At 48.1% G+C, this 26,881-nt stretch carries 28 protein-coding genes; 15 read left to right on the top strand and 13 right to left on the bottom strand.

All coding sequences use genetic code 11. The features are described from left to right. Positions 1-173: 173 nt before the first annotated feature. The 3 genes from thiC to P8P30_02680 all read left to right on the top strand — a co-directional run bounded on the left by thiC (position 174) and on the right by P8P30_02680 (position 3,035). On the top strand, positions 174-2,066 hold the full coding sequence (thiC, locus tag P8P30_02690; protein MDG1286453.1) for a phosphomethylpyrimidine synthase ThiC: 1,893 nt from the start codon (positions 174-176) through the stop codon (positions 2,064-2,066). Between the two features lie 2 nt (positions 2,067-2,068). Then, positions 2,069-2,422 (top strand): DUF2513 domain-containing protein, encoded by a 354-nt coding sequence (locus P8P30_02685; GenBank protein MDG1286452.1) that lies wholly within the window; start codon positions 2,069-2,071, stop codon positions 2,420-2,422. A 196-nt stretch (positions 2,423-2,618) separates the two neighbouring features. After that, positions 2,619-3,035, top strand: coding sequence for a hypothetical protein (locus P8P30_02680; protein ID MDG1286451.1), 417 nt, complete (start codon positions 2,619-2,621; stop codon positions 3,033-3,035). Here P8P30_02680 and pssA read toward each other — a convergent pair. The 7 genes from pssA to alaS are packed head-to-tail and all read right to left on the bottom strand — an operon-like array spanning position 3,032 to position 10,324. After that, positions 3,032-3,769: a CDP-diacylglycerol--serine O-phosphatidyltransferase gene (pssA, locus tag P8P30_02675; protein ID MDG1286450.1), complete on the bottom strand. Its 738-nt coding sequence runs from the start codon at positions 3,767-3,769 to the stop codon at positions 3,032-3,034. The genes P8P30_02680 and pssA overlap by 4 nt on opposite strands. Continuing rightward, a complete protein-coding gene (locus P8P30_02670; GenBank protein ID MDG1286449.1) occupies positions 3,753-4,748 on the bottom strand; it encodes a glycosyltransferase family 2 protein in 996 nt (331 codons plus the stop codon). The genes pssA and P8P30_02670 overlap by 17 nt, the downstream gene beginning before the upstream one ends. Beyond that, a complete protein-coding gene (locus tag P8P30_02665; protein MDG1286448.1) occupies positions 4,745-5,116 on the bottom strand; it encodes a hypothetical protein in 372 nt (123 codons plus the stop codon). Before P8P30_02665 ends, P8P30_02670 begins: the two co-directional genes overlap by 4 nt. A gap of 1 nt (position 5,117) precedes the next feature. Next, positions 5,118-5,810, bottom strand: a complete 693-nt coding sequence (locus P8P30_02660; GenBank protein MDG1286447.1) for a phosphatidylserine decarboxylase — start codon at positions 5,808-5,810, stop codon at positions 5,118-5,120. Further along, the gene (fosX, locus tag P8P30_02655) at positions 5,800-6,204 is read right to left on the bottom strand and encodes a FosX/FosE/FosI family fosfomycin resistance hydrolase (GenBank protein ID MDG1286446.1); all 405 of its coding nucleotides are present in this window, start codon (positions 6,202-6,204) and stop codon (positions 5,800-5,802) included. Before fosX ends, P8P30_02660 begins: the two co-directional genes overlap by 11 nt. A 3-nt stretch (positions 6,205-6,207) precedes the next feature. Continuing rightward, entirely contained in the window at positions 6,208-7,656 is a 1,449-nt protein-coding gene (locus P8P30_02650; GenBank protein ID MDG1286445.1) for an NADP-dependent isocitrate dehydrogenase, read from the bottom strand. Between the two features lie 22 nt (positions 7,657-7,678). After that, on the bottom strand, positions 7,679-10,324 hold the full coding sequence (gene alaS / locus P8P30_02645) for an alanine--tRNA ligase (protein ID MDG1286444.1): 2,646 nt from the start codon (positions 10,322-10,324) through the stop codon (positions 7,679-7,681). Between the two features lie 117 nt (positions 10,325-10,441). Between alaS and P8P30_02640 the strand changes: the two genes are divergently transcribed. Continuing rightward, positions 10,442-10,750: a hypothetical protein gene (locus P8P30_02640; GenBank protein ID MDG1286443.1), complete on the top strand. Its 309-nt coding sequence runs from the start codon at positions 10,442-10,444 to the stop codon at positions 10,748-10,750. A gap of 14 nt (positions 10,751-10,764) precedes the next feature. Here P8P30_02640 and P8P30_02635 read toward each other — a convergent pair whose 3' ends face one another. After that, positions 10,765-11,913, bottom strand: a complete 1,149-nt coding sequence (locus tag P8P30_02635) for an iron-containing alcohol dehydrogenase (protein MDG1286442.1) — start codon at positions 11,911-11,913, stop codon at positions 10,765-10,767. A 52-nt stretch (positions 11,914-11,965) separates the two neighbouring features. On the opposite strand from P8P30_02635, the gene P8P30_02630 reads away from it, so the two are divergent. From P8P30_02630 to P8P30_02600, 7 genes are read left to right on the top strand one after another with little or no spacing between them, the layout of a single operon-like run. Further along, complete coding sequence (locus P8P30_02630) at positions 11,966-12,928, top strand: lytic murein transglycosylase (GenBank protein MDG1286441.1); 963 nt, start codon at positions 11,966-11,968, stop codon at positions 12,926-12,928. Position 12,929: 1 nt separating this feature from the next. Next, entirely contained in the window at positions 12,930-13,838 is a 909-nt protein-coding gene (locus P8P30_02625) for a septal ring lytic transglycosylase RlpA family protein (GenBank protein MDG1286440.1), read from the top strand. Next, on the top strand, positions 13,835-14,944 hold the full coding sequence (locus tag P8P30_02620) for a D-alanyl-D-alanine carboxypeptidase (GenBank protein ID MDG1286439.1): 1,110 nt from the start codon (positions 13,835-13,837) through the stop codon (positions 14,942-14,944). Before P8P30_02625 ends, P8P30_02620 begins: the two co-directional genes overlap by 4 nt. Then, complete coding sequence (gene tmk / locus P8P30_02615) at positions 14,944-15,561, top strand: dTMP kinase (GenBank protein ID MDG1286438.1); 618 nt, start codon at positions 14,944-14,946, stop codon at positions 15,559-15,561. The genes P8P30_02620 and tmk overlap by 1 nt, the downstream gene beginning before the upstream one ends. After that, positions 15,558-16,628 (top strand): DNA polymerase III subunit delta', encoded by a 1,071-nt coding sequence (locus tag P8P30_02610; protein ID MDG1286437.1) that lies wholly within the window; start codon positions 15,558-15,560, stop codon positions 16,626-16,628. Before tmk ends, P8P30_02610 begins: the two co-directional genes overlap by 4 nt. Next, positions 16,625-18,190: a methionine--tRNA ligase gene (metG, locus tag P8P30_02605; protein MDG1286436.1), complete on the top strand. Its 1,566-nt coding sequence runs from the start codon at positions 16,625-16,627 to the stop codon at positions 18,188-18,190. Before P8P30_02610 ends, metG begins: the two co-directional genes overlap by 4 nt. Before the next feature lie 2 nt (positions 18,191-18,192). After that, on the top strand, positions 18,193-18,975 hold the full coding sequence (locus tag P8P30_02600) for a TatD family hydrolase (protein ID MDG1286435.1): 783 nt from the start codon (positions 18,193-18,195) through the stop codon (positions 18,973-18,975). A 10-nt stretch (positions 18,976-18,985) separates the two neighbouring features. Here P8P30_02600 and P8P30_02595 read toward each other — a convergent pair whose 3' ends face one another. The 3 genes from P8P30_02595 to tyrS form a co-directional block, all read right to left on the bottom strand. Next, complete coding sequence (locus P8P30_02595) at positions 18,986-19,516, bottom strand: TIGR00645 family protein (protein MDG1286434.1); 531 nt, start codon at positions 19,514-19,516, stop codon at positions 18,986-18,988. Between the two features lie 89 nt (positions 19,517-19,605). After that, a complete protein-coding gene (gene phhA / locus P8P30_02590; GenBank protein ID MDG1286433.1) occupies positions 19,606-20,487 on the bottom strand; it encodes a phenylalanine 4-monooxygenase in 882 nt (293 codons plus the stop codon). A 103-nt stretch (positions 20,488-20,590) separates the two neighbouring features. Continuing rightward, complete coding sequence (tyrS, locus tag P8P30_02585; protein MDG1286432.1) at positions 20,591-21,862, bottom strand: tyrosine--tRNA ligase; 1,272 nt, start codon at positions 21,860-21,862, stop codon at positions 20,591-20,593. Between the two features lie 36 nt (positions 21,863-21,898). Here tyrS and P8P30_02580 point away from each other — a divergent pair, with 36 nt between their 5' ends. After that, positions 21,899-22,969, top strand: a complete 1,071-nt coding sequence (locus P8P30_02580; protein ID MDG1286431.1) for an anhydro-N-acetylmuramic acid kinase — start codon at positions 21,899-21,901, stop codon at positions 22,967-22,969. Positions 22,970-22,973: 4 nt separating this feature from the next. On the opposite strand, the gene P8P30_02575 is transcribed toward P8P30_02580, so the two are convergent. Beyond that, positions 22,974-23,573, bottom strand: coding sequence for a TetR/AcrR family transcriptional regulator (locus tag P8P30_02575; GenBank protein MDG1286430.1), 600 nt, complete (start codon positions 23,571-23,573; stop codon positions 22,974-22,976). An 84-nt stretch (positions 23,574-23,657) separates the two neighbouring features. Here P8P30_02575 and P8P30_02570 point away from each other — a divergent pair, with 84 nt between their 5' ends. Continuing rightward, the gene (locus tag P8P30_02570) at positions 23,658-25,004 is read left to right on the top strand and encodes an MFS transporter (GenBank protein ID MDG1286429.1); all 1,347 of its coding nucleotides are present in this window, start codon (positions 23,658-23,660) and stop codon (positions 25,002-25,004) included. Then, a complete protein-coding gene (locus tag P8P30_02565; protein MDG1286428.1) occupies positions 24,991-25,359 on the top strand; it encodes a diacylglycerol kinase in 369 nt (122 codons plus the stop codon). Before P8P30_02570 ends, P8P30_02565 begins: the two co-directional genes overlap by 14 nt. Here the strand turns inward: P8P30_02565 and P8P30_02560 are convergent. Next, a complete protein-coding gene (locus P8P30_02560) occupies positions 25,345-26,040 on the bottom strand; it encodes an alpha/beta hydrolase (GenBank protein ID MDG1286427.1) in 696 nt (231 codons plus the stop codon). The two genes, P8P30_02565 and P8P30_02560, sit on opposite strands and share 15 nt — an antisense overlap. 130 nt (positions 26,041-26,170) lie before the next feature. On the opposite strand from P8P30_02560, the gene cysE reads away from it, so the two are divergent. After that, positions 26,171-26,878 carry a serine O-acetyltransferase gene (gene cysE, locus P8P30_02555; GenBank protein ID MDG1286426.1) on the top strand — a complete coding sequence of 236 codons (708 nt, stop codon included), beginning with the start codon at positions 26,171-26,173 and terminating at the stop codon, positions 26,876-26,878. The last annotated feature ends 3 nt before the right edge of the window (positions 26,879-26,881 follow it).

The raw sequence follows: 26,881 nt of genomic DNA, 5'->3' as shown, positions 1-26,881 counted from the left end.
CCGACCTCGTCGATGTCAACGACGCGCTCTAACCAGCTGAGCTAACCGCCCGCACCAAAAGATAAACTGCACTATAACCAAGTTTTATTGCTTATCAAGTGCTCGCTTTGCCTTGCATGAGTGGCGCTGAGTGCTATCTTGCGCCCTCATTTTAAATATAGGAATGCTTAACCATGCTCGATACCCCTAAAACCCATGAAGATTTTGACGTAACTCGTGGAGCGCTTCCAGCCTCTAAAAAAGTCTATTTGGAAGGAACGCAAACAGGGGTGAGTGTGCCGATGCGCCAAATTACGCTGCATGACAAGGAGAACCCAACGTTCCGCGTGTATGATACGAGCGGTATCTATACCGATGAGAATGCGAAAGTCGATATCCGTGAAGGTTTGCCGAAAGTGCGTGCACCGTGGATTGAAGGCCGTGGCGATGTTGAGACTTACACTGGCCGTGAAGTGAAAGCCGAAGATAATGGTTTTAAAGAATGGCAGCTAAAGGGGCAGGGCGACGTGACAAAAGGCTCGAAGGGCATAAAGCTCGTGCCTGAATTCGCGAAACCTAACTCCACGCCTTACCGTGCGAAAAGCGGCTGTGTCAGCCAGATGGCTTATGCGAAACGTGGGATCATCACGCCAGAGATGGAATATATCGCCATCCGCGAGAATGAAGGCCATACTGAGGGCTATGCTCTGCGCCACCCAGGTGAGAGCTTCGGCGCGGTTATGCCGGATCTGATTACGCCAGAGTTCGTGCGCGATGAAGTAGCGCGAGGCCGTGCGATTATCCCCAATAACATCAACCACCCTGAGACTGAGCCGATGATTATCGGTCGTAATTTTAAAGTGAAAATTAACGCCAATATCGGTAACTCTGCGATTACCTCTTCTGTAGCGGAAGAAGTGGAGAAGATGGTTTGGGCGATTCGCTGGGGTGCGGATACGATTATGGATCTCTCTACCGGTCAGAATATCCACAATATCCGTGAATGGATTATGCGTAATTGTCCTGTGCCGATTGGCACGGTTCCGATTTATCAAGCGCTTGAAAAAGTGGGTGGCGTGGCCGAAGATCTTACTTGGGAAATCTTCCGTGATACATTGGTTGAGCAAGCAGAGCAGGGGGTGGATTATTTCACGATCCATGCAGGGGTGCGTCTGCCATTCGTGCCGTTAACGGAAAGTCGTGTGACGGGTATTGTCTCGCGCGGCGGGTCTATCCACGCCAAATGGTGCATGGCACATCATAAAGATAACTTCGCCTATGAGCATTTTGATGAAATTTGCGAAATCATGGCTGCTTACGATGTCTCTTTCAGCCTCGGCGATGGTTTGCGTCCGGGTTCGATTGCTGATGCTAACGATGCGGCGCAATTTGCCGAACTTAAAACGCTAGGCGATCTTACCACCAAAGCGTGGGAGCATGATTGTCAGGTGATGATTGAAGGCCCCGGTCACGTGCCACAGCATATGATTAAAGAGAATATGGACAAGCAATTAGAAGCGTGCCACGAAGCGCCATTCTACACGTTAGGTCCACTCACGACCGATATCGCGCCCGGTTATGACCACATTACCAGTGGTATCGGCGCGGCCAATATTGGTTGGTATGGCTGCGCGATGCTTTGCTATGTGACGCCGAAGGAACATCTAGGTTTACCGGATCGCGATGATGTGAAAGTGGGTGTTATCACCTACAAACTCGCCGCTCACGCTGCCGACCTGGCCAAAGGTCATTCAAGCGCGCAACGCCGTGATGATGCTTTATCCAAAGCGCGTTTCGAGTTTCGCTGGTTAGACCAATTTAACCTAAGTCTAGACCCTGAAACGGCCTTGAAATATCACGATGAGACCTTGCCTGCTGACGGTGCAAAAGTGGCGCATTTCTGTTCGATGTGTGGCCCGAAATTCTGCTCGATGAAAATCAGCCAAGATGTCCGCGACTTCGCCAAAACCGATTTTGGCCAAGAAGTCATGGCCGACGCCAAAGAACAAATCAAAGGTATGCAAGAAATGGCCGATAAGTTCAAGGCAGAGGGTAGCGAGATCTATAAAGTTGAGAAGGTGGGTTGAGGATGAAATTAGATATAAGTTTAGTTAAAAATATTTTGCAGTTTTTGGAAAAAGAGTGTGATGGAGACAGTCAGGTTCTTGTAGGTGAGGATGATTGTGAAGGCTATACGCAAGAGCAAGTTAATTATCATTTGGAAATCCTTAAAGATGATGGACTATTAAAGTTTTACGATAATATGCAATATATGAACGGCTTTATGGTTATTCGGAGGCTTTCAGCAGAAGGACACAGAGTTCTCGAAGGCTTGTCTAATTCAAAGGTTCTTGAGGAAGTGAAGCAAGCAGGGGTTGATACGTTGAAACAAGTTCCTGCTATTTGTATTGGCGTTTTATTAAACGGAATGTTGTCATCCTGAACTTGTTTCAGGATCCATTTCTCCGCTAGTGTAGGTGGTTGTTGAGCGATAGACCCTGAAACAAGTTCAGGGTGAAAAAGCTACATGAGTGTTTCATCAGCAAGTCAAAACATCCCCCCTTATCTACCCTATTGAAAAATGCCTTCGCGGTTCTTATCTGACTTATGGTATAAAGTTGCAAACAGGAGGCACTATTATGAATTATACAAAATTTGGCACTCTAGCGGTATCGACCGTTTTAGTCGCAGCACTCGGCGCATGTGGAATTCCAGACGTGAACAGCGCTGGCACGGGTATTTACTCGAAGCAGCAGCTAAAAGAACGCAAAGCGGCGAAGGTTGCTGATGTGATTAGCAGCAAAGAACATAGCCATACAGATGGCACAGTGCATATCCATGCCGGCGGTCAGCAAGTGCATTTTCATGATGCCAGCAAGATCAATATGGCGGATCAGGAGGGCGTATTCATGGAGAGCGACACCGACTATGATCGCGAATCAACCTTAAATGACCTATCGGAAGATGATGCGGATATTACTCAATGGCGCGCGAAACAGAAAGCGGTTCCGCAAGAAGCAGTTGTTGATCCTATCGCTGAAGCAATTAGCAATTAGGAATTAACTTTAGTTGCTCGTATCGCACTTAGCGGCAGTGAAATTAGGTATAACCCACCTAAGACCGATAGGATGAGCCAGGTTTCGATAATCAACCCGAGAATCAGCCCTACGGAGCCTAGCATGATGGGGAGTACCCATTTGGTTGGCACGCTATAGCCTTTGAGTGTGAAGGTAGGTAGGCGGCTCGACATGAGCATCGCGATACATGGCAGGTAAGCGGCCATGAGCCATGCTTTATCGACCTGCAAGAAATCTTCGCCAAATTGTAGACTGATGATAATGGGCAAGATGGCCAACAAAGCGCCCATCGGTGCAGGGACTCCGGTGAAATAATGTTTTTGCCATTCTTCCTTTTCCTCTTCCATCAGCGAGGTGTTGAAGCGAGCGAGTCTCAGCGCGCAGCAAACGGTGTAAAACAGCGCGATTGCCCAGCCGAAACGTTTAATATCATGTAATGCCCAGAGGTGTAACACGACTGCCGGAGCAACGCCGAAACAGACGATATCGGATAGCGAATCCATCTGCGCGCCAAAGTCGCTTGTGGCTTTAAGCATGCGCGCCACGCGGCCATCAATACCGTCTAAGAAAGCGGCCAACACCATGAAGGTTGCCACGAGTTCCCAATTGCCAAGCAACGCGTAGCGGATGGAGGTCATCCCGCAGCAAAGCGCCCCAATCGTGATCAAATTCGGTACAAGGCGGGAGAGGGGAAGTTTAGTTTTTGAACTCATGATCCAGTCTATACCCTATATCGGTCTTATCGGAAAGGGTTGGATGCAGTGCGCGCATCGGTTGGCTAATCATATCGTAATTGATGAAGGATAGGAGCATCTGAAAGCCAATAATCGTCGGCAGCGCGCAGAGCATGATGGTGCCGGCTGTGGCGGGCTCGCCATTAGGATCGCTCTCTGAGATGATGTCAAAACCCATATAGAGACCGAACATCAGCAAAATAAAGCCAAATACAAGCTCAAGCGAGGCGATAGAAAAGCCGCGAATAAAGTAGTTATAGGCGATACGGCGCCAGCTGTTGCGGAGGCTCTTGCGGAGGAATTCACCTGCGATTTCACGAATATGCAGATTACTAGTTTCCTCACCGTAAAAAGCTTTCATCGGCACATCAGAAACGACAGCGTGCAAGGTATTGAGGCGAAATAGCATGTCCGTTTCAAAGAAATAACGATCGGCTATTTTAGGTAAGGGTAAGCGAGAGGCAATCTTCGCATGCAGGGCGGTGAAGCCATTAGCGGGGTCAAAGACCTGCCAATAACCGGTAGAAAGTTTGGATAGGAAGGAATATGCCGCATTGCCGAGCAGGCGTTTCAACGGCATATTCTCTAGCCCTTCCGGCTGATAGAAGCGGTTTCCTTTGGCATAATCGGCCTCGCCACGTGTGATGGGGGTGATGAGCTCGGGAATGAGTGCCGGTTCCATTTGGCCATCACCATCGACTTTGACGAGGATATCGGCCTCGAGCTCTAGTGCGAGCGCGTAGCCTGTTTTGACGGCAGCACCAACACCGCGATTCTCTTCGTGAAAGAGCACGGTCACGCGTGGATCGCTACATTCATCTTTGACCTTCTCGCCTGATTTTTGCGGGCAAGCATCATCGACCACAATAATATGCTCTACTTCATCACCAAATTTTGCGAGCAATGGTAGGATATGATCCACTACTTTATAGCAGGGGAGTATGGCTGCGACCTTCATGCGGATTTAATCTCAGTTGCGATTAACAGGATGCCTATCAGCATAAAGATAACGCCCAGCCAATAGCGCATTGAGAGCGACTCTTGCAGGAAATAGGCGCTAACCAAAGGAATTGTGAGCAGCAAGAGCGCTGACATGATCGGGAAGATACGGCTCAGGTCGACATGTTTGAGCAGCCAAACCCAGGTGAGCATTGCCGTGAAATACGCGACTCCCGCCACCCAAAGCTGCCAATTAAGGAAGAGAGATTGAGCAAAACCCGTCGCCGAATCCGTGATAAGCGATTCTGCGGATTTCTTGAAATAAATTTGTCCAACCAATACCAGCACAAGGTAAGCTCCACCAATGCTAGCAAGTTGTAAGCTCATTTTAGAGTTCCGCTAGAACAGTTTCAGCGCCGATACTGCGTTGGCCTTCGCGCACTTTAATCTTCGCGCCTTTGGGCAGAAATACATCCACACGGCTACCAAAACGGATCAAACCGAAGCGTTGGCCTGTCTCAACTTCATCGCCTAATTTGATGTCACAAAGGATACGGCGAGCAACGAAACCGGCAATCTGCACGAAACCGACTTTGCATTTGGCATTCTCAACGGTCAGCATCTGGCGTTCATTTTCTTCGCTAGCTTTATCAAGTTCCGCATTCAGGAACGAGCCTTTGATATATTCAGCCGCAATAATTTTACCGGCAATGGGCACTCGGTTAATATGCACGTCAAATACGTTGAGAAAAATACTGATGCGTGTATGTGGCTCATCGCCAAGCTCTAGTTCTGTAGGAGGCGTGACGCCTTCAACCACCATCTGCACAAGCCCATCGCCTGGGCTGACAACGATATTCTCGCCTTCTGGGACAAAACGCTCAGGGTCACGGAAGAAATACAGGCAGTAAACTGCGAGTACGACGCCGATCCATGCAAATGCATCCCAAATGAACCAACTCAGCGCTAAGCCACCAACCGCTGCGTAAAGCGCGAAGCGTTTGCCTTCAGGGTGGATAGGGGTAAGTCCATTTTTGATGGAATTATAAATATCTTCTAGGTGATTAAGGTTATCTGACATTATATCTTTTTAATCTTTCTTTTAGTGTTCCCGTGTGCAGCTCGAACAGATGGTTGCTGTCGTCATAAAAATAAAGTGAATCTCCTTCACCTTCCATACGTTCTCTTGGTGTTTTTACTTCCGAAGCATGTTTATAGACTCGTTTTTCGTATAATTCAAAATCAGCTTTTGAGATTTTAAAGGCAATATGTTCGTAACTTCTTTTTTGTGGAGGTTCTCCCTCCATAATGGCTATCCATTGCTCACCTACAAGAAAGAATTTTTCTTTAGAAAAGGAGAAGGTCTTAGTGCCACTATTATAAACTTCCTCAGCATCGAAAATATTGACTAAGAATTTTTTCATCTTTTCGAGATCGCTGACTACAAGAGTAATGTGACTGATACCTTCAATCAAAAATTATTCTCCTGCTGCGAGTGAATAAACACGTTCGCCGTTAAATTCCATCAAAGATTCGAACTTTCCTACATCCAAGCCTGCATCAATCAATGCGGCCAGGAGAGCAGGAACGTCGGTAATATCGCCATTATCGGTCATTAAACGTAGGCGGTAAAGGTCGGTGCGGTTCATGCCGGGTACGTGATCAGGCCAGACTTTGAGGCCTTTGCATGAGATAAGTTTAAGGTAGAACGGTCCAGTCTGAGCGCTAGAGGTTTTACTGCCCAAATCATCCACATCGCCGAGCCAATCGACAAATACATCGACGCCAACGAGTTTCTTATTCGTCACGGTCAGTTCCGCTTTTGCTTTTTCGTGAACCGGTTTATTTTCTTGCGGCTTTGCTTCGCCAAAATTGACAACCGGGAAGGTATTAGGCGTTTGACCTAAACGTTCAATCACGGCATCGGTAAAACCAACGGTGCCCACTTTTTCAGTGCTGACACCTGCTTGATAAATGTCGCCAGTATGGATGCCATCTTCGAGCGTCTTGAGCCATGCGTTGCGGATTTTTGCCGCTGCTTCAGGCTGTCCAATATGTACGAGCATCATCACAGCGCCTTGCAATAGGCCTGACGGATTGGCGAGGCCCTTGCCTGCAATATCGGGTGCAGAGCCATGAATGGCTTCAAACATCGCGAAGTTTTTGCCGAGATTGGCAGAACCAGCAAGCCCAACAGAGCCCGAAATTTCCGCCGCAATATCGGAGATGATATCGCCATAGAGGTTTTCGGTCACGATCACGTCGAAATTCTCTGGGCCATCGGCAATACGTGCAGCACCAATATCGATGATATAAGGCTCTTGCTCGATCTGCGAATAATCAGCGCCGACATCACGGAAGGCTTGGGTGAAGATACCGTCTGCAATTTTCATGATGTTATCTTTGGCCATGCAGGTCACTTTTTTACGGTCATTCTGTACAGCATAATCAAACGCGTGGCGCATGATACGTTCAGAACCACTACGTGTGATAAGCTTGAGAGCAACGGCAGTGTCAGCCGTTTGGCGGTATTCGATACCGGCATAAAGATCTTCTTCATTCTCACGTACGATCACCAAATCCATTTCAGGGTGCTTCGTTTTAATGAATGGATGGTAACTTTGACACGGGCGAATATTCGCATAAAGGCCGAGTGTTTTGCGTAATGTGACGTTAAGCGATTTATAACCGCCGCCAAAAGGCGTGGTGATAGGGGATTTGAGGAGCACTTTATTACGGCGCAGAGATTCCCATGCTTCTGAAGGGATACCAGTTGAGTTGCCGGTTTTGTAAACTTGCTCGCCGACTTCAATTACATCGATTTTCAGCTTTGCTTCTACATTTTGCAGAATGCGCAAAACCGCTTCCATAATTTCTGGGCCGATACCGTCGCCGTAGGCTACGGTGATTGGAACTGCTTCTGTCATAATACTACTCCGTTAGCGTTTATTACGCTGCATTCTCATTGTTTTTGGTTAATTCGTGTTTAATGGCTTCGAGAGCCTCTGAGACTTTATCGCCATCAGGGCCGCCAGCTTGGGCCATTTCTGGACGCCCGCCGCCACCTTGACCACCAACAGCGGGTGTGGCGACGCGTACAAGCGCTGCGCTATCAATGCCAGATTCTTTGGAGGCGGCGACGACGATGGCTGCTTTACCTTCAAAGTTACTCGCAACCGCGACAATATCTGCATTATGTTTTGCCATGATCTCAGTGGCGAGGCTGCGTAAGTCTTTCGGGTTGATGCCTTCAAATGCTTGGTAAGCGAAATCGATCGTGCCGATTTTCTCTTCTTTCGCGCCAACGCCAGCGCTGCCGCCACTTAGTGCGAGTTTGCGTTTGGCTTCGCCGAGTTCTTTCTCGATCCTCTTACGTTCAGTCATTAGAGATTCGAGTTTCTCTGGTAGTTCAGGAATAGGAGTTTTTGCGGTATCTGATAATTGCATGAGTGAGTTATTGCGCGCATTAAACCAAGCAAATGCTGTATCGCGTGTGACCGCCTCAAGGCGACGAACACCTGAGGCTAGGGCGCCTTCAGAAGTGATTTTGAGTAAGCCAATATCGCCCGTGCGAGTTACATGCGTGCCACCGCAAAGTTCTACGGAATAATCTTCGATGCCCATTGCGACAACGCGAACTTCATCGCCGTATTTCTCGCCGAACATTGCGGTAGCACCGGCTGTGATTGCGTCATCCGTATTCATCAACTTCGTGCTGGTCGGTTTATTGGCCCAAATTTGCTGATTGACGAGCGTTTCTGTTTGCGCGATTTCGTCAGCGGTGAGGGCTTTGGGATGGCTAATATCAAAACGGAGTTTATCTTCAGCCACATCTGAGCCTTTTTGCGAAACGTGATCGCCAAGCACTTGACGAAGTGCCGCATTTAGCAGGTGAGTGGCCGAGTGATTCGCGCGTAATTTAGTGCGACGTTCTGTATTCACCTTCAGTTCCAAAGCATCTTCTAATGCAATATCACCAAGGAGTTTGGTGTGATGCACGTGCAGGCTACCCGTCGGTTTACTCGTATCGGAGACCTTGCCGAGCAATGTGCTTTGTTTATAGATTTCGCCTTGGTCACCTTGCTGGCCACCGGATTCACCGTAAAAGGGTGTTTGGTTGAAGAGTAGGGCGATTTCATCGCCTTTGCTTGCGCGATCAACTGCCACGCCATCTTTGACGATAGCGATGAGCTGACCGGCGGCAGATTCCGTATCGTAACCGAGGAATTCCGTTGCGCCATGTTCGTCGCGCAGTTCGAGCCAAATTTCTTGAGTGCTCGTATCGCCGGAGCCTTTCCATGCAGCACGCGCGCGAGCTTTCTGCTCTGCCATCGCCGAATCAAAACCATCCGTATCAACGCTCATGCCTTGGCCACGTAAAATATCTTGGGTTAGATCGATAGGGAAACCGTATGTATCGTAAAGTTTGAAGGCGGCACTGCCTGCAAGTTTATCGCCTTTTGAAAGGCTGGTCGTTTCTTCTTCCAGAAGTTTCAAGCCTCGGCCTAATGTTTCGCGGAATCGTTCTTCTTCTAGGCGAAGGTTTTCAGTGATGGTCGCTTGTGCGCGGCCAAGTTCGGGGTAAGAAACACCCATTTCGTTAATCAAGTTAGGCACAAGGCGGTGCATTAGCGGCTCTTTTGCTCCCAAAATATGCGCATGACGCATAGCACGGCGCATGATGCGGCGAAGTACATAGCCCCGGCCCTCGTTGCTTGGTAATACCCCATCCGCCATCAAGAAACAGCTCGTACGTAAGTGATCGGCAATCACACGATGGCTGGCAAGTTGGTCGCCTTGCGCTTTAACTGAAGTGAGTTCTTCCGATGCAGCGATGAGGTTGAGGAATAAATCTGTTTCATAATTATCGTGCTTGCCTTGGAGTAGGGCGGTGATTCGCTCGAGGCCCATGCCTGTATCAATTGAAGGTTTAGGCAGTGGATTATCCACACCATCGGCTTGGCGATTATATTGCATGAAAACGAGATTCCATATTTCGATGAAACGATCACCATCTTCATCAGGGCTGCCTGGAGGGCCGCCTGGGATGTGATCGCCATGGTCGTAGAAAAGCTCCGAACATGGGCCGCAAGGGCCGGTATCACCTGCTTGCCAAAAATTATCTTTGGTCGCGATTTTGATGATGCGATCGTCGGATAAGCCAGCAATCTTTTTCCATAAGTTAATGGCTTCATCATCCGTATGGTAAACGGTGACGAGCATTTTACTTTTATCGAGGCCGAAGACATTGGTGGTTAGGTCCCAGCAATAATGGATCGCTTCCTCTTTAAAATAATCCCCGAAGGAAAAATTTCCGAGCATTTCAAAGAACGTATGATGGCGGGCCGTATAGCCTACATTATCAAGGTCATTATGCTTTCCGCCGGCGCGCACACATTTTTGACTGCTTGTGACGCGGGGTGCAGGTGGTTTTTCTAAGCCCGTAAAGATGTTTTTAAACGGCACCATTCCTGCGGCCGTAAACATCAGAGTCGGGTCTGACTGCGGCACGAGGGGGGCGGAAGGCAGAAGCAAGTGATCCTGCTTCTCAAAATAGCTCAAGAACTGAGCACGAACATCATTCATCGTAGGCATGAGATTGATTTAAAGAGTTTCGTCTCTCTGCGCAATACGCAAGTTAGGGATTGAATTTAGAATAAGAGAGGTTACATAGAAGGCATGAATATAATTTATACACTTATTACTCTTGTCTTGCTGACTGCATGTGGTGAAAATGTACCTAAGGGCGCTCCACCATGGAAAGATACGGATAAACATCTTAGTTGTCAGCAGTTGTTGCTGGAAATGAATGATGCGGAGTTCTGGAATAAAGTGGCGCAAAGTAAAAAGGAGATGGATGTTTCGGACTTCCTATGGCCTCCAGGATATATAGGGACGCGCTCGAGTGCTCAAGATGCGATCGCTGCGACGAACGCGCGTCTGGGGAATTTGCAAAACATCTACGGTATTAAAGGGTGTAGTAATCCTTACTCAGGAATGAACTTACCGCCACGTCGTTAGGTAACCCCTAAGTTTCAGATTAAATCTAAGAAGGTGAAGCGATCGCGTGTGAAGCGGGCAAGAGTAATGGCATTTTGATACTTTGTTGCTGCCCAACCAATGGCTTCGGAGTTTACAGGGCAGCCTGCTGTTTCAAGGACTTCTTGTAAACGATCAGAAGGTAAAAGAACTTTGCGGATCTCTGCTGCAATAGTTGGCCATTCGTTGGCGAGCTTGGTGCTCAGCGTTGCGACTTTTTCACTATCGGGTAGCTTCGCGTAAAACTGCTTCTGCGCTTGCTTGTGTAGCGAGAGCGGTAAATTTCCGAAACCATCTAATTCGCCAATGCTAACGGAATTTTTGGCGAGGAGTGCTTCCTGCCGTTTCGCCATAGTGAGGCTGGTAATGGAAATATGCTCGCCATGATAACTATGCGGTAAGTTGGGATGAAGCATTTCCATCGTATGAGCGATCATATGTTCTGCCTGCGATGCCGGGGCCGATGAGCCACACTCACGCATGGCAATACCGGAGAGTAACAGCGCTTCTATGAGCGCTCGGTCATCATCTGGGTTATCTAATAAGCGGTTTTCAGAGTCTGCCATCCACTCGAAATAAAGGGGCTCGTAAGGTGTATCTAATATGAGGTGCGATAATAGCCAATCAGCTTGCACCGTGCTGCGGCAGAGCGTGTCACCAATCCCAGCTTGTATGAGGCGTTTAGGGGCGGTGTTTAGGATGTCTAAATCACAAATAACCGTGGTGGGAGCGTGGGCGGTCAGTGTTTTTTTGTAACCGTCAACCGTGATGGAGGCGTTGCCAGAGACATAACCGTTCATTGAAGGTGCCGTCGCAATGACGCTGTAAGGCTTGCTTTCAAGACTGCTGGCATATTTGCACAGGTCGTTCAATGTACCGCTACCGACGGCAATTAATACATCTGCAGAGGCGGTGTGTTGGCGAACCAGCTCAACGGTTTTATCATCAGCTTTGGGAGGCTCAGGGAACTCCATAATTGTTGCGCCCGCTGGTAATAATGCCTTGGCGGCGGTAATCGTATTGGCATCACCGACAAAATGTAAATTACCCGAATGGGCTGCTAATAGGAGGTCGCCACAATTATCCCCAACTTTTGCGAGGGTAATACCGTAATTGGCGAAGTCAGGTTTTGCCTTTTGTGTCATAGGTGGTTACAACTACCCGATAATAAAAATAAAAAACAGTGGGGAGAGTGTCATGCGGACTCTTTTTTTAAGTCTAGTATCTGCAATCTTGTTGGCTGGATGCGCGAATGCAGCGACTCAGTCGGTAGAATCGTGGCTGGATGGCGTTAAGCGCGATGCCGCCGCTAAAGGCATTTCCGCTAACACCGTCAATGCGGCGTTACGTGGCTTTACGCCAAATGCAAAAATCATCCGTTTAGATCGAAAGCAGCCTGAAGGGACGCTTAGTTTTGCGCAATATATGAAGCGCGTCGTGCCAGCCTCGCGCGTCAATCAAGGGCGTAAAATGTACCGTAAGCATAGAGTCTTGCTCGATAAAATTGGTGCTGAGTTTGGCGTGCAGCCTCGCTTTATCGTTGCGCTTTGGGGGATTGAAACCAATTATGGCGGCAATACAGGCGGCTTTAATATCATTCCGGCACTCGCAACCTTGGCCTATGATGGCCGCCGTGCCGAGTTCTTCCGTAAGGAAATGATGCAGGCATTACAAATTGTTGATGCCGGGCATATTCCGCTCGCGAAATTTAAAGGATCATGGGCAGGGGCAATGGGGCAATCGCAATTTATGCCGAGCAGCTTCCTTGCTTATGCGCATGATTATAATGGCGATGGCCGTAAAGATATCTGGACGACGCAAGGCGATGTATTCGCCTCAATCGCGAAATATCTCAGTAAATCAGGCTGGAATGATGATGAGACATGGGGGCGTGAAGTCCGCTTGCCGAGTGGCTTTAATCAGAAGCTCGCCTCTCGTAAAATCAAAAAGCCGTTGAGCTATTGGGCGCGCATGGGTGTCACCAAGGCTGATGGCTCATCTTTGCCGGCGCGTGATGTGCGTGCAAGTGTGGTCTATCCCGGTAAGGATGGCGAGGAATCGTACATCACTTACGGCAATTACGATGTGATTATGAAATGGAACCGTTCAACGTATTTCGCGACTGCTGTCGGTACGTTGGCTGATGCAATAGGACGTTAAAATGAAAATTATATTAGTCTCAATTCTCGCGATGACCCTTGCTGCTTGTACGAGCGGCCCTGAGGATGTCTCGCATTACCCGAAAGTACCTTATAAAGCGAAAGTCGGTAAGCCTTATAAAATTATGGGGAAATGGTATTCGCCGCGTTACGATCCTACCTATGAGCAAACCGGTATTGCAAGCTGGTATGGCCCAGGATTCCATGGTCGCAAAACTGCGACAGGTGAGCGTTATGACCAAAATGCGTGGACAGCAGCGCATACGACTTTGCCGATGCCATCGATCGTTCGTGTGACGAATTTGGAAAATGGCCGTGCGATGAACCTGCGTGTGAATGACCGCGGGCCATTTCACCCGGGGCGTATTATTGATCTCTCGAAAGCGGCTTCTAAGAAACTTGGCGTGATTGAGCATGGCGTGGCCAAAGTAAAGGTGACGTATCTGCAGGCCGAAACAGAAGAATATATGAAAAGCTGCGGTAAGCGTGGGGATGAACTCAAATATTCCGAGGGGTTCAGCGCATATAACGGCATGATGATCGCGAAAGCTAAACCGATTGTGCAGGATATAAAGTCGATTGCTATCGAGCGTGTCGGTAAGCGAACGTCAGCGCCGATGAAATCGGTTTCAATTGCTTCATTGCCTGATATTACGCCTAAAGAGGTGAAGTCTTATCAAGCCCCTTGGTTGGTACAGGTGGCGTCTTATGCGGACACCGTTAATGCGCAAAATATGATGAGTAAGTTGAGTTCTCTGGGAAAACCGTTAGTGCAAGAAATTGCGGTAAAAGGGCAACCTTATTACCGTGTGCTTCTTAAGCCTACTTCAAATAAAACGAGCCAATTCGGCTTGCTATCGCAGTTGAAAAACCGTTTTGGCATTAGCGATGCGAAAGTGATTAAACAATGAAGTTTCTATTAGCTTTTTTACTCCTGTCCTTTAGCGCGCAAGCGGGGTTTGAAACGCCTGCTAAACAAGCGATGCTCTATGATGCAACGACCAGCACGATCTTGTTTAGCAAAGATGCAGATAAGCGTATGGGCCCCTCATCCATGAGTAAGATGATGACGGTTTATATCGTGCTGGAGAAGCTAAAGTCGGGCGAATTAAAATTGACTGATACCTTCCATGTTTCTGAAAAATCATGGAAAAAAGGCGGCTCTAAAATGTTCGTCAAGCTGGGTGAGAAGATTACGGTGCAAGATTTGCTGCGTGGGATCATCATCCAATCCGGTAACGATGCCTGTATCGTCGTGGCAGAAGGTATTGCCGGAACGGAAAAAGCGTTTGCGGAAATTATGAATGTCAAAGCGCGTCAATTAGGGCTAACGGGAAGTCACTTCGCGAATGCAACGGGCTGGCCGGATCCACAACATTACATGACCTCGCGTGATTTGGTAAAATTGGCTGAAGCGCTGATTCGCGACTTTCCAAATAGCTATCATTATTGGGGCGAGAAAGAATTTACCTATTCCGATATTACGCAACCAAATCGCAATGCTCTGCTGGGCGAGCTCGGGGTGGATGGCATCAAAACCGGCCATACGGATGCTGCAGGTTACGGTATTGCCACATCCGGCGAGATGGCAGGGCGCCGCCTCATCAGTGTTGTAAATGGCTTGGATAGTAAAAAGGGACGTATTTCCGCCTCGCGCGAGTTGCTGACCTACGGCTTTAAACAGTTTGAAGCAGTGCAGCTTTTTGCCAAAGGCAAGGCATTGGAAGAAGCGAAAATATGGTACGGTTCGCAAGAGACGGTGGGTTTAAAAGTTGAAAAACCTTTGTTAATTACCCTACCAAAATATGATAAATCAGACGTAAAAATGAGTGCTAACTTTGTCGAACCGGTTATTGCGCCGGTGCAAAAAGGACAAAAACTTGGTGTCTTGAAGTTTGAGGCAAAAGGCATGGAGCCGATTAATTTGCCTCTTGTGGCGACAGAATCAGTTGCGAAACAATCGCTGCTAGAGCGATTATTGCCAACCTTGCGCTATCGTTTATTTGGAGAAAAATAATGCCAGATCGCGGCCGATTTATCAGTTTTGAAGGCGGGGAGGGGTGCGGAAAGTCCACGCAGGTTAAGCTGCTTTCTGGAGCGCTTACGGAGCGGGGTATCGAGCATATTGTCACGCGTGAACCCGGTGGTACGCCGTTGGCAGAGCGTATTCGCCCGCTCTTGGTGGAAGCGCAATCGACGCAAGAAGACTGGAATCCATTGGCTGAGACATTATTGTTTTTAGCCGCACGAGTGCAGCATGTGCAGGAGAAAATCAAACCCGCACTGGCGGCAGGGCAGTGGGTGATCTGTGACCGTTTTACGGATTCAACCTTAGTGTATCAAGGGGTTGGTAAGGGTTTGGGGATTGAGTATTTGCAGAATTTGCAACAACAGCTCTTGCCGGATTTTGCACCGGATAAAACCGTACTCCTCGATATTTCTCCGCAAGAGGGTTTAGCGCGTGCCGCAAGCCGTGCCGAAGGCGAAGATAGATTCGAAAAGTTAGCGATAAGTTTTCACCAAAAATTACGTGAAGGCTTTTTAAAACTTGCACAAGCGGAGCATTTCAGCACGATCGATGCGACGCAAACGATTGATCAGGTGCAAGCACAAGTGTTGGAGGCAGTATTATGAGTGAGAAAATATCACCCATCATAGGTCATGAAGATGCGCAGGCGCAACTTGCCGGTCTGATGAAGCAGGGGAAGCTTCCGCATGCGATTCTCCTTTCAGGCCCGCGTGGGATCGGTAAGGCTGCTTTGGCCGATACGATCGCTCGCTGTTTACTAACGGGCGAGGCTGTAGCAGAAGACACTGGCGGTTTGTTTGGTGAGGAGCTGCCGACGGACGCCCCTGCACGTTTGTGCTATGATCCGCAACATTCTGCGATTGCGCGGATGGAGGCGGGCGGCCACGGCAATATTAAAATCGTAGAGCCATTGCGTGATGAGAAAAAGAAGATGTCTTTCACCACGATCAATATTGATCAAGTGCGTGATGTGATTGGGTTTATGCATCTTAGTACGTCTGAGGCTGGCTGGCGTGTGGTGATTGTTGACCCCGCAGATGGCCTCAATCGCAATGCCGAAAATGCATTGTTGAAAGTTCTTGAAGAGCCACCGGAGAAAACGGTACTTATGCTGATTACGCATCAACCGGATAGGCTGTTACCCACCACACGTTCACGCTGTCGTGAGGTGAGGCTTCAGCCTCCAACCACACAGCAAGTCGTCGAGATTTTAGCAAATCAAAAAGTAAACGTCTCGCTAGAACAACAAGAATGGTTGATGCAGCTCGCGCCGATCTCGGCTGGGCAGTGGGATCGTTATTTGAAGTTTGAGGCAGAAAATATCTATTACGAGTGGTTAGAGTTACTTGTGGATTCTGACAGTGCTGCCATCCAAAGCCTAGCAACGAAATTTGCAAAACTTGAGCCAGAAGCATGGCAGATGGCGGGTGACCTGCTGTTATGTGTGCTACATCGCTTATCGCTTTACGCGCAAGGGCAGCTAGAATTGCTGCCGCGTGAGGAAGAAACAATTCCGGCTCTCGTGCAACGTTACGATGCGGAGCATTGGCTGGATGTGTGGCAAGAAGCCGCTCAATGGTGGCCGCAAACGACCGGCGGTAATTACGATAAGAAACAAGTCTTACAAAGCCTGTTGTTTCAAGCGTCATCTGGCGCTAAAACCGCTGCATGATAGCTGATTCCAAAACCCCCTTTTATATTACGACTCCGATTTATTATGTGAATGATGCGCCGCATATTGGCCATGCTTACACCACCATTGCTTGCGATGTGATGGCGCGCTTTATGCAGCTGAACGGGCACGAAATTTTTTTCCTGACGGGCACGGATGAGCACGGTCAGAAGGTCGCGAAATCAGCGGAGAAGGCTGGCGTAACGCCTCAAGAGATTTGTGATAAAAATTCGCAATATTTCCGTAACTTAGTGGCGACAGGTGATAATTTGCTTAACGCGTCAAATAACGACTTTGTTCGCACTACGGAGGCTCGTCACAAGCAAACCGCTCAAGAGCTCTGGAAACGTATCGAGGCGAATGGCTATATCTATAAGGATAATTATGGTGGCTGGTATGCCGTGCGTGATGAAGCCTATTATGCGGAAGCAGAGCTGATTACCAAAGACGGTAAGAAAGTGGCGCCGACAGGTGCGGAAGTCGAATGGGTGGAAGAGGAAAGTTACTTTTTCAAACTCTCCGCTTTTGAAGGTAAGTTGTTGGAACTCTATGGTGAGGGTAGCTTTGTTTCGCCAGATTCACGTCTGAATGAGGTAAAGAGTTTCGTCAAAGGCGGTTTGCGTGACCTTTCTATTTCACGCACAAGTTTCGACTGGGGAGTTCCAGTGCCAGACGATGAGAACCATGTAATGTACGTGTGGATCGATGCGCTGACTAATTACCTGACGGCACTTGGCTGGCCTGATTCTGACAATTACCAGAAGTTCTGGGCAGAGAATCCCCCCGTGCATGTGGTGGGTAAAGACATCTTGCGTTTTCATGCAGTGTACTGGCCTGCTTTCCTTATGGCCGCAGAACTACCTGTTCCTAAGCAGGTGCTCGCTCATGGCTGGTGGACGATTGAAGGCGAGAAGATGAGCAAATCTATCGGTAATGTACTCTCACCTGCTGAGATGATTGAGAAAGCCGGTGGCGTCGATCAGTTGCGCTATTTCATGTTAAAAGCCATGCCTTTTGGCAATGATGGTGATTTTAGTCAGGAACGCATGATTGAAGTGATTAATGCAGATTTAGCAAATAATATCGGTAACTTGGCGCAACGTTCGCTTTCGATGATTCAGAAAAATTGTGACGCAAAAGTGCCTACTTATGTCGGTAAACAAGAAGAGCTGATGGGCAAGCTCTATAGCAAAAACCGTGAAGATTACCTCCAAGCGATGCAAGAGTTTCGTTATAATGACGCTTTGCTTGCGCTGTCAGATTCCGCACATGTTATGAATCATTATTTCGCCGATAACGCGCCGTGGGTTCTGAGGAAAACGGACCCTGAGAAAATGGCGGAGGTTCTACATTATACGGTAGAGGGTATCCGCTGTGTCGCCATTTTGCTGCAGCCATTCTGCCCGGAAGCATCCGCTAAAATTCTCGATCAGCTAGCCGTGCCTGAAGATGAACGAGGCTTCGAACATTTAAGCGATCAATTCGCGCTTAAAGTAGGAACTGATTTGCCTAAACCAGAGGGCGTGTTCCCGCGCTTGCAAGTGGCAGAGAAGGTGGCGTAAGCATGCTTATCGTCGACTCTCATTGCCATTTGAACTTCTCTGATTTTGAGGAGGATTTTGATGCGGTATTGGCGAATGCGGCTGAGGCGGAGGTGGGCTTGTTGCAAACCATCTGCACGCGCATGAGTGAGTTTGAAACGATCCATAAAATAGCGCTAGATCATGAGCAAATTTATTGTTCGGTTGGGGTGCATCCTTGCAATGTACAGGAAGCGCCTTTAGTTACGCTAGGCGAGCTCGTGGAGGCTGCCGATAAGCCGAAGGTGATTGGGCTGGGTGAAACGGGACTGGATTACTTCCATTCCATCGACCATGTGAGCCTGCAGAAAGAAAGTTTCCGTATTCATATCGAAGCGAGCCGCCAAACGGGACTGCCCGTAATCATCCATTGCCGTGATGCAGAGGAAGATACGGTTGCGATTCTGAAAGAAGAGAAAGCCAAAGGTGATTTCAAAGCGCTCATCCATTGTTTTACCGGCACGAAATGGCTGGCAGATGAAGTGCTTAAGCTGGGCTTAACGATCTCGCTGTCTGGTATTTTGACGTTCAAAAATGCGAAAGAAATTCAAGCCATCGCAAAAGACTTGCCGCTGGATAAGGTGTTGGTGGAAACTGATGCGCCGTATCTCGCGCCGATGCCGCATCGTGGGAAGCGCAATGAACCTGCCTATACGCGCCATACTTGCGAATATTTAGCGCAATTGAAAGAGGTTTCATTGGAAGCTGCTGCTGCGCAAACCACTGAGAATTTCTTTAGACTCTTCGATAAGGCGCCGCAGCCTTAAGCGGCAGTGACTAATTGTTAGTGGTGTTATTGCGCCAGCTATACATGAGGCGATCCATCAGTGCGAGCATGACGCCTGACGTGATGAAGATAACATGAATAATCACCATCCAGCGGATGATCTTTTCATCATATTTCGCAACATCCATAAATACTTTGAGTAAGTGAATGCTTGAGATGGCGATGATTGACGCGACAAGCTTCATCTTCAGACCAGAAAAATCGACTTTTCCTTGCCATGCTGGGCGATCTTTATGGTCGTCAATATCGAACTTTGAGACAAAATTTTCATAACCTGAGAAAGTCACGATAATCACAAGATTGGCGGCCAGTGTAAGGTCAATCAGGGTGAGGACGGCAAGGATTGTATCATTTGTGCTAATGGTAGCAAGCTGCGAGAAAAAGCCGATAAACTCATGCACAAAACTGTTCATTAACAGTAGAAGCGAACCAACAAGGCCAATATAAAACGGAGTTAGCAACCAACGGCTGGCAAATAAGCCAGTTTCCGTTACGCGTTCGAGATCATTTCCTAAAGACATACTCACTGATTGGCTTAAAATGTAAAAGAGCGCAAGTAAGATCTGCGTTGGAAGAGTATCTATCCAAAAATAAGTGAAGCAGGTGTTATCTAGCTCGCTTTTGCACGGTGATATTCGCCGGTTCCTGTGGTGTAGATCTTATCTTTTTCGAGGGTTTGCTCTGGGCGGTAAACTGGCTGAGGGGCTAGTTCTTGATAGATTTTTTTGAAATCAGGTTTAGTCGCTTCAAACAGCTGTTCAAAATGATCAATCACCCAATAACTCTCTTGGTAATCACTAATAATGAAATCGGTTTGCATCATACGCTTCATATCAAAAGCGATCCGGTTGGGCGACGGGCTATCGATACTGAAGACCACTTCGCCAGGGGAGGAGAGAATACCTGCACCGTAAATTTTGGTTTGATTTGCTTCACGCATGAGGCCGAACTCGACCGTATACCAGTAGAGGCGGGTCAGGTTTTCGAGTGATTTCTCATCGCCAATGCGTAGTGCCCGACAGCCGCCGCGTCCAAAGGCAGAGAGATACTGACCGAATATCGGGTTCATGAGGAGCGGGACATGGCCGAATAAGTCATGAAATAAGTCAGGCTCTTGCAGGTAATCGATCCTATCCTTAGGGCGCATCCAATGCGTGACAGGGAAGGCCTTCGTCGCCAGATGCGTAAAGAAGCTATGCGCGGGGATTAAGCCGGGAACGGGGACTAACTCCCAACCTGTCGCGGCATAGAGTTTCTCATTAATCGCGTCGAAATGCGGGATTTCATCGCCAGTAATAGGCATGTCTTCCAGCGCATCGAGATAGGTTTGGCAGGCATATTTAGGCATCAGTTCCATCTGACGCTTATATAAAAAGCGCCAAACGTCTTGATCTTCTGGCGTATACCGCTCGTAATATTGGTCTGGAATACTGAAATCAGCCTTCATCTGCGGATAATCCGGGTATTCATAAACGTATTCTTCGGTTCCCATAGGTGCCTCACTCGTAAGATTCGTTTTTTAGATGCTAATACAAAATACCTCAAAGGTGAAATGATATTTGGCAGTCTAGGTTTAACGGTGTGTTAAATGAGCCTTAAGCAACACGAAGAATCGCATGTTTCTTTTTTCCAGCAGAGAGTTTGGCATAGCCGTCACCGGTAAGGGCAGAGTTGTTTACCGCGAACATCTCATTCTCCACTTTCTCGTCATTTAACTTCGCACCGCCACCTTGAATTAAACGGCGCGCCTCTTTGCCGGATGAGGCTAGCCCAGCCATGTGCCATAGTTTGAAAGCGGGGATGCCTTCGGCGAGTTCTGATGCACTAACCGTGAATTCTGGTAAGTCATCACCCACAGTGCCTTGTTCAAAGGTTTTCTGTGCGGTTTCGGCGGCGAGTTTAGCTGCGTCTTCGCCATGTAGGAGTGTCGTCGCTGCATTAGCGAGGAGTTTCTTGGCTTCGTTAATCTCAGCGCCTTGCATAGCTCCGAGCTTGGCAATTTCATCCATCGGCATATCAGTGAAGAATTTGAGGAAACGGCCCACATCGGCATCTTCGGTATTACGCCAGAACTGCCAGTAATCATAAGGCGAGAGCATCTCTGGGTTTAGCCATACTGCGCCGGCGGCTGTCTTACCCATCTTTGTACCGGATGAAGTGGTGATAAGCGGGGTGGTTAGGCCGAATAGCTTGGTCGTTTCTTCACCTTTGGCGGAGCTGATGTGGCGATTTAGATCGGTGCCCTGAGTAATATTCCCCCATTGATCCGAGCCACCAATTTGCAAACGGCAATCGTATTTATCAGCCAGTACGGTAAAGTCATAAGCTTGAAAAACCATGTAGTTGAACTCTAGGAAACTTAGATTTTGCTCACGTTCCAGGCGTAAGTTGACGCTATCCATGCTCAACATGCGGTTGACTGAGAAGTGACGCCCTACATCGCGCAGGAAGGTTGGATAGTTCAGTTTATCAATCCACTCGGCGTTATCGACTAACTCGGCATTATCGAAATTAATGAAGCTTTCAAAGTTTTGACGGATGCCTTGTTTGTTCGCTTCAATCGCGGCGTCATCAAGGAGTTTGCGGGATTCATCTTTACCGGAAGGGTCGCCGATCTTGGTAGTACCGCCGCCGAGTAAGATAATCGGCTTATGGCCGCATTGTTGAAACCAGCGTAGTGTCATAATTTGCAATAGGCTGCCTACGTGAAGGCTGTTTGCCGTGCAGTCAAAGCCGATATAGCAGACGCCGCTCGTGCCGTTCTTCTCATGCTCGGTGAGGTAGGCATCAAGGCCACTCTCATCGGTTTGCTGATGGATAAAACCGCGCTCAAACAGCGTGCTTAAAAATTTGGATTGGAATGTCATAGCCCCTGTTGTACTCACATGGGAGGAGATTGCAATATGAACGATACGCCAATATGGGCCATTGGCCTCATGAGTGGAAGCTCGCTAGACGGAATTGATGTCGCGGCGATTCTAAGCGATGGCGAATCGGTATTGGAGCAAGGGCCGTCTTTGACGCTGCCTTACGATGCTGAAATGCAAAAGCGGTTGCACCGTGGCGTCTACCGTGAATCGCCCGATAGAGGCTTGTTAGAGCGTGATATAACCTTGTTACACGCGGAGGCGGTCAATCAATTGCTCGCCGATTTTGATAAGCCGGTTGAGGTGATCGGCTTTCACGGGCAGACGATCGATCACCGTCCTACAGATGGCGTTTCTATCCAAATTGGTAACGGTGCGCTGCTGGCTGAGAAAACCGGTATTACGGTCGTAAATGATTTTCGCAGTGCTGATATTGCCGCAGGTGGGCAGGGTGCTCCGCTTGTACCGCTCTTTCATGCGGCATTAGCACGTGATTTACCGAAGCCACTCGCGGTTATCAATATCGGAGGTATCGCCAATATTAGCTGGTTGAACGAAGATGGCCGCATTAGCGCCTTTGATACGGGGCCGGGAAATGTGTTGTTGAACGACTGGGTAAAACAACATCGTGACGATATGCAATGCGATGAGGGCGGCGCTTTCGCGGCTGCCGGTAAGGTGGATGAGGCGCTGTTAGATTATTACTTAAGTCACCCGTATTTCGAGCAAGCCTATCCAAAATCATTGGATCGCAATGCGTTCTCGCTGTCTCCGATTGAACATTTATCGTTGGAAGAGGGTGCCGCAACGCTCACTGCCTTTACAGCGCGTAGTATCGCCCTTGCTGCGCAATATTTCCCTGATATGCCAAAGCAATGGATATTCTGCGGCGGCGGGTGCCATAACAAAACGATGGTTGAAAAGCTGCGTAAACATTGCGGCAATGTAGTACTCGCTAGCGAATTAGGTTGGGATAATGACGGATTAGAAGCGCAGGCCTTTGCTTATTTTGCCGTTCGAGCTCTCCAGCGCAAACCACTGACTTTCCCTGAAACAACCGGTGCAACGCATCCTGTTTCTGGCGGCGCGGTGTATTTCATTTCTTGAGGGTTCAAGCACTCAGTAGCTTATAGTTACCTAAGAATGTCTCGATAAGCGTTTCAACCGGAGCCGCATCAAGCAATGCAAGTTTGCCATTCATGCTGAGGCTGCAAATACCATGAATAGAGGCCCAGAGCACTTTTGCATGGGTGCTGGCTTCTTGCGGATTGCAGGTTGGTTTGGCTAATAATAGGCTCTCAATAACGCCAAATAGCGCGCCGGTCTTGTCCTGATACCAGCTGGGGAGGTCGTCTTTGCTAATGTCATGCTCGAATACAGAATTCCATAAATGATATTCCTGTTTGGCGAATGCCAAGTAGCTAAAGGATAGTAAACGGATTGCCTCTTCTAGGGTAGGGGCTTGGGTAAGCTCGCTTGAGAGTTGGGCGATGTTGTGGGTCATGACATCAAGCGTGGCCGCATTAATATGGACCACAATATCGTCATGGTTTTGAAAAACGTTATAGAGCGTGCCGACCGTGTAGCCGATAGCCGTTGCTAGTTTGCGGGCGCTCAGTTCCTTTAAGCCATGTTCTCTGATGATCTCGACTCCTTTGAGGATCGCCATTTGCTTGATTTCATCACGTGAATGATCGCTTCGTCGAGCCATAATAAACACCGTTCATAATTATTATTGATCAGTGTTCAATAATATGCTATTATTTCTCTAATGCAAGTGTTTTAGGAGGACATAATGATAAAAAAAGAAGACAAAGAAATAACAACGGCAGGCAAGGGCTTCAGCGCTCTTCTGATATTACAGTTCCTAGGATCCTTGAACGATAACTTCTTCCGAAGTGCTTTGGCGGTGCTGATTGTTTATTACGGATCAGCCAATCCAGAGGCGAGCTTGAGTGCACCGGTATTAATCGCATTATGTTCGATGTTACTGGTGCTTCCATTTCCGTTTATTTCAACCATTTCAGGGCAGTTGGCAGATAAGATGGATAAGGCAAAACTCATTATAAACATAAAGTTAGCGGAATGTTTGATTATGTCGCTGGGCTGCTACGCATTCTATATGGAGAATATTACCTTGCTGATCTTCACTTTGGCGTTGAGCGGCGTACAATCTGCTTTTTTTGGCCCTGTGAAATACAGCATTATCGCAGATTTAGTGGGCGAGGATCGCCTAGTTTCTGCCAATGGAAAAGTATCTGCGACCACTTATCTTTCCGTTTTGTTAGGGTTAACGTTGGGCGGCTTAGTTTATGAGTTTGATTATGCTTCTCAAATTGCAGGATTCGCCGTTATAGGTGCTGCTCTATTAGGCTTGATTGCCAGCTTTTTTATTCCGGCCATTGCTGTTGCAGATTCAGATAAGCGAGTGAGCTATAATATTATAGAAGAAGCCCTATCGGTCACCCTTGCTGCATTTGAAAATCGTCAGGTTTATTATGCGATTTTGGGGCTCTCATGGTTTATCGCTGTATCTGCTATTATGATGTCTCAATTCCCTGTTTATGCCAAATGGGTGGGCGCGGATAACGAAGTTTACACCCTCTTCTTATCGGTCTTTACGGTGGGGGTCTCACTCGGTTCGCTGGCTTGTCGCTATGTTTTGAAAGATAAAGTGACCGCAATTTACGCTCCGCTATCCGCTTTGGCGATGAGCCTGTTTATTGGCCTTATGATGTGGCAATCCACGCCGATGCATGAGGTCGAAGTGCTGATGGGTATCGACGCATTTCTAGCGGTTGGCGGTAACCTTTATTTACTGCTCTGGATGTTTTTCACTGCCTTTGCCGGTGGGATCTATGTCGTGCCTTTTTATACATTGATTCAAGCCAGAGTAGGTCGCAAGGAACGTTCGCGTATTATTGCGGCCCGAAATATTATCAACTCCGCCTTTATTGTGACGGCGATGTTGCTAGCGGTGTTGCTACTGGAGATGGGTTTAGATGTGGTGGCTCTCTTTACGGCTTTAGCTTGTGTTAACGGAGTGGTTGTCATCTTATTGGTGCTAAAATTACCAGATTGCGCGCCGAAACTAGCGCAGTTTATCGAATGGAAAAAGGGAGCCAGTTATGTCGCAAAGTAAGTTATTTGATATTCGCCATAAGTTTGAATCATTAGGCTATTCTTTGGCCGGGCTAGCGATTGCAACGAAAGAGGAGGTCTCCTTTCAGCAGGAATTGCTGCTAAGCGCCCTTCTGATTCCTCTAGCATTATTCGCTTTCGATATTACGGGTGTAGAAAAAGCACTCTTGGTGGGGAGCATTTTTCTCATCCTCATCACAGAGCTTCTCAATACGGCGGTTGAGGCTACGATTGATCGGATATCAGATGAGAAACATCCGCTCTCGAAGAAGGCAAAAGACACAGGCAGTGCTGCCGTATTGCTGGCGCTGCTAAATGCTCTCATAATCTGGTGTTTAATACTACTCGCGCGGTAATTGACGGCGACGCTTATCAGGCGGCTGACGACGGCCCGTAAACTCAGCGCGACGACCTGTCATATATTCGTGAACGACGCTGTTCAGCTCGTCTAGCTGATTACGGAAATAGTGATCTGCACCATTGACTTCCGCATAATCAATCACGCGACCTTTTTGCGTAATCACTTTTTCTTTCAGCTTGATCACATCATCATGCGGCACGATTTCATCGCGATTACCTTGAACGATAAGGCCCGATGATGGGCATGGCGCCAAGAATGAGAAATCATAGAGATTCGCCGGAGGGGCAACGGTGAGGAAGCCTTCAATCTCTGGGCGACGCATTAGTAGTTGCATCGCAATCCAAGCACCGAATGAGAATCCGCCAATCCAGCAAGTCGAAGCTTCTGGATTTTGCTGTTGAAGCCAATCTAGCGCAGATGCAGCATCAGACAATTCGCCGATACCTTCATCGTACGTGCCTTGTGAGCGGCCAACGCCACGGAAGTTGAAGCGCATCACCGAGAAACCATGGCGTACAAACGCGTGGTACAGGTGATAAACGATTTTGTTATTCATCGTTCCGCCGTAAAGCGGGTGGGGGTGAAGCACGAGCGCAATAGGCGCTCCAGGCTGTTCAGCGTGGTGATAACGAGCTTCGATGCGGCCTTCAGGGCCGGGGATGATAATATCAGGCATGTAGGGTACGACTCAGAATAGTTGACCTTTAAAGTAAGGTTTTGCTGGGTTTTTCACCAATTTTGTGGTAAATGGCCGCAACAACTCCTTAAACAAGAGGGTTAATTAACGGAAGTGGATAGTTTTTGCAATGTTTAAGCGCATAAAATCAGATATTAAAGCCATCTTTGAGCGTGACCCTGCGGCACGATCGACTCTAGAGGTAGTTTTATGCTATCCGGGTTTTCAGGCTTTGCAGATTTACCGTGTGTCAAACTGGCTGTGGAAGCAGAAGCTGTTCCTGCTTGGTCGCTTAGTGTCGCATATTGGCCGATTAATCACGGCGATTGAGATTCATCCGGGGGCGACCATTGGTGAACGTTTCTTCGTAGATCACGGTTTTGGAACGGTGATTGGCGAAACGGCAATCATTGGCGACGATGTGACACTCTATCATGATGTTACTCTAGGCGGTGTCGCACCAAGTGGTGATGATCGCGGTAAACAGCGTCATCCGATTATTGAAAATAATGTCATTGTGGGTGCCGGCGCTCAGCTGCTTGGCCCGATCACCATTGGTGAAGGTTCGCGCATTGGCTCAAACGCGGTTGTTGTGCGCGATGTTGAAGCTGAGGCAGTTATGGTGGGCGTTCCTGCTCATTCCGTCACCGCCCGCAAACAGGAAAAAGGCGAAGGTTTCGATGCTTATTGTGTTGCAGCGGGTGATGATGATCCGCTCATTAAGTCTATCCGTGAAATGCACGTGGAAATTCGTGGCTTACAACAGCGTCTGCAGCAACTAGAAAATATGTTGGGTGATAGCGATATTGAAACTATCAACCGTTGGGAAATACATTAAAAG

The organism is Rickettsiales bacterium (assembly GCA_029252805.1).
In the GTDB taxonomy this organism is placed as follows: Bacteria; Pseudomonadota; Alphaproteobacteria; order Rickettsiales; family JALZUV01; genus JALZUV01.
The sequence above is the reverse complement of the archived record's forward strand: the minus strand, read 5'-3'. Positions and strand labels throughout refer to the sequence as shown.

Coding starts and splice junctions, on each gene's coding strand:
- P8P30_02580 (MDG1286431.1), top strand. CDS start 21,899: ATGAACGATACGCCAATATGGGCCATTGGCCTCATGAGTGGAAGCTCG.
- P8P30_02680 (MDG1286451.1), top strand. CDS start 2,619: ATGAATTATACAAAATTTGGCACTCTAGCGGTATCGACCGTTTTAGTC.
- tmk (MDG1286438.1), top strand. CDS start 14,944: ATGCCAGATCGCGGCCGATTTATCAGTTTTGAAGGCGGGGAGGGGTGC.
- P8P30_02670 (MDG1286449.1), bottom strand. CDS start 4,748: ATGAAGGTCGCAGCCATACTCCCCTGCTATAAAGTAGTGGATCATATC.
- cysE (MDG1286426.1), top strand. CDS start 26,171: ATGTTTAAGCGCATAAAATCAGATATTAAAGCCATCTTTGAGCGTGAC.
- tyrS (MDG1286432.1), bottom strand. CDS start 21,862: ATGACATTCCAATCCAAATTTTTAAGCACGCTGTTTGAGCGCGGTTTT.
- metG (MDG1286436.1), top strand. CDS start 16,625: ATGATAGCTGATTCCAAAACCCCCTTTTATATTACGACTCCGATTTAT.
- P8P30_02630 (MDG1286441.1), top strand. CDS start 11,966: ATGCGGACTCTTTTTTTAAGTCTAGTATCTGCAATCTTGTTGGCTGGA.
- P8P30_02620 (MDG1286439.1), top strand. CDS start 13,835: ATGAAGTTTCTATTAGCTTTTTTACTCCTGTCCTTTAGCGCGCAAGCG.
- thiC (MDG1286453.1), top strand. CDS start 174: ATGCTCGATACCCCTAAAACCCATGAAGATTTTGACGTAACTCGTGGA.
- P8P30_02560 (MDG1286427.1), bottom strand. CDS start 26,040: ATGCCTGATATTATCATCCCCGGCCCTGAAGGCCGCATCGAAGCTCGT.
- P8P30_02600 (MDG1286435.1), top strand. CDS start 18,193: ATGCTTATCGTCGACTCTCATTGCCATTTGAACTTCTCTGATTTTGAG.
- alaS (MDG1286444.1), bottom strand. CDS start 10,324: ATGCCTACGATGAATGATGTTCGTGCTCAGTTCTTGAGCTATTTTGAG.
- P8P30_02665 (MDG1286448.1), bottom strand. CDS start 5,116: ATGAGCTTACAACTTGCTAGCATTGGTGGAGCTTACCTTGTGCTGGTA.
- P8P30_02570 (MDG1286429.1), top strand. CDS start 23,658: ATGATAAAAAAAGAAGACAAAGAAATAACAACGGCAGGCAAGGGCTTC.
- P8P30_02610 (MDG1286437.1), top strand. CDS start 15,558: ATGAGTGAGAAAATATCACCCATCATAGGTCATGAAGATGCGCAGGCG.
- P8P30_02575 (MDG1286430.1), bottom strand. CDS start 23,573: ATGGCTCGACGAAGCGATCATTCACGTGATGAAATCAAGCAAATGGCG.
- P8P30_02660 (MDG1286447.1), bottom strand. CDS start 5,810: ATGTCAGATAACCTTAATCACCTAGAAGATATTTATAATTCCATCAAA.
- P8P30_02685 (MDG1286452.1), top strand. CDS start 2,069: ATGAAATTAGATATAAGTTTAGTTAAAAATATTTTGCAGTTTTTGGAA.
- P8P30_02595 (MDG1286434.1), bottom strand. CDS start 19,516: ATGTCTTTAGGAAATGATCTCGAACGCGTAACGGAAACTGGCTTATTT.
- P8P30_02625 (MDG1286440.1), top strand. CDS start 12,930: ATGAAAATTATATTAGTCTCAATTCTCGCGATGACCCTTGCTGCTTGT.
- P8P30_02635 (MDG1286442.1), bottom strand. CDS start 11,913: ATGACACAAAAGGCAAAACCTGACTTCGCCAATTACGGTATTACCCTC.
- P8P30_02565 (MDG1286428.1), top strand. CDS start 24,991: ATGTCGCAAAGTAAGTTATTTGATATTCGCCATAAGTTTGAATCATTA.
- P8P30_02650 (MDG1286445.1), bottom strand. CDS start 7,656: ATGACAGAAGCAGTTCCAATCACCGTAGCCTACGGCGACGGTATCGGC.
- pssA (MDG1286450.1), bottom strand. CDS start 3,769: ATGAGTTCAAAAACTAAACTTCCCCTCTCCCGCCTTGTACCGAATTTG.
- phhA (MDG1286433.1), bottom strand. CDS start 20,487: ATGGGAACCGAAGAATACGTTTATGAATACCCGGATTATCCGCAGATG.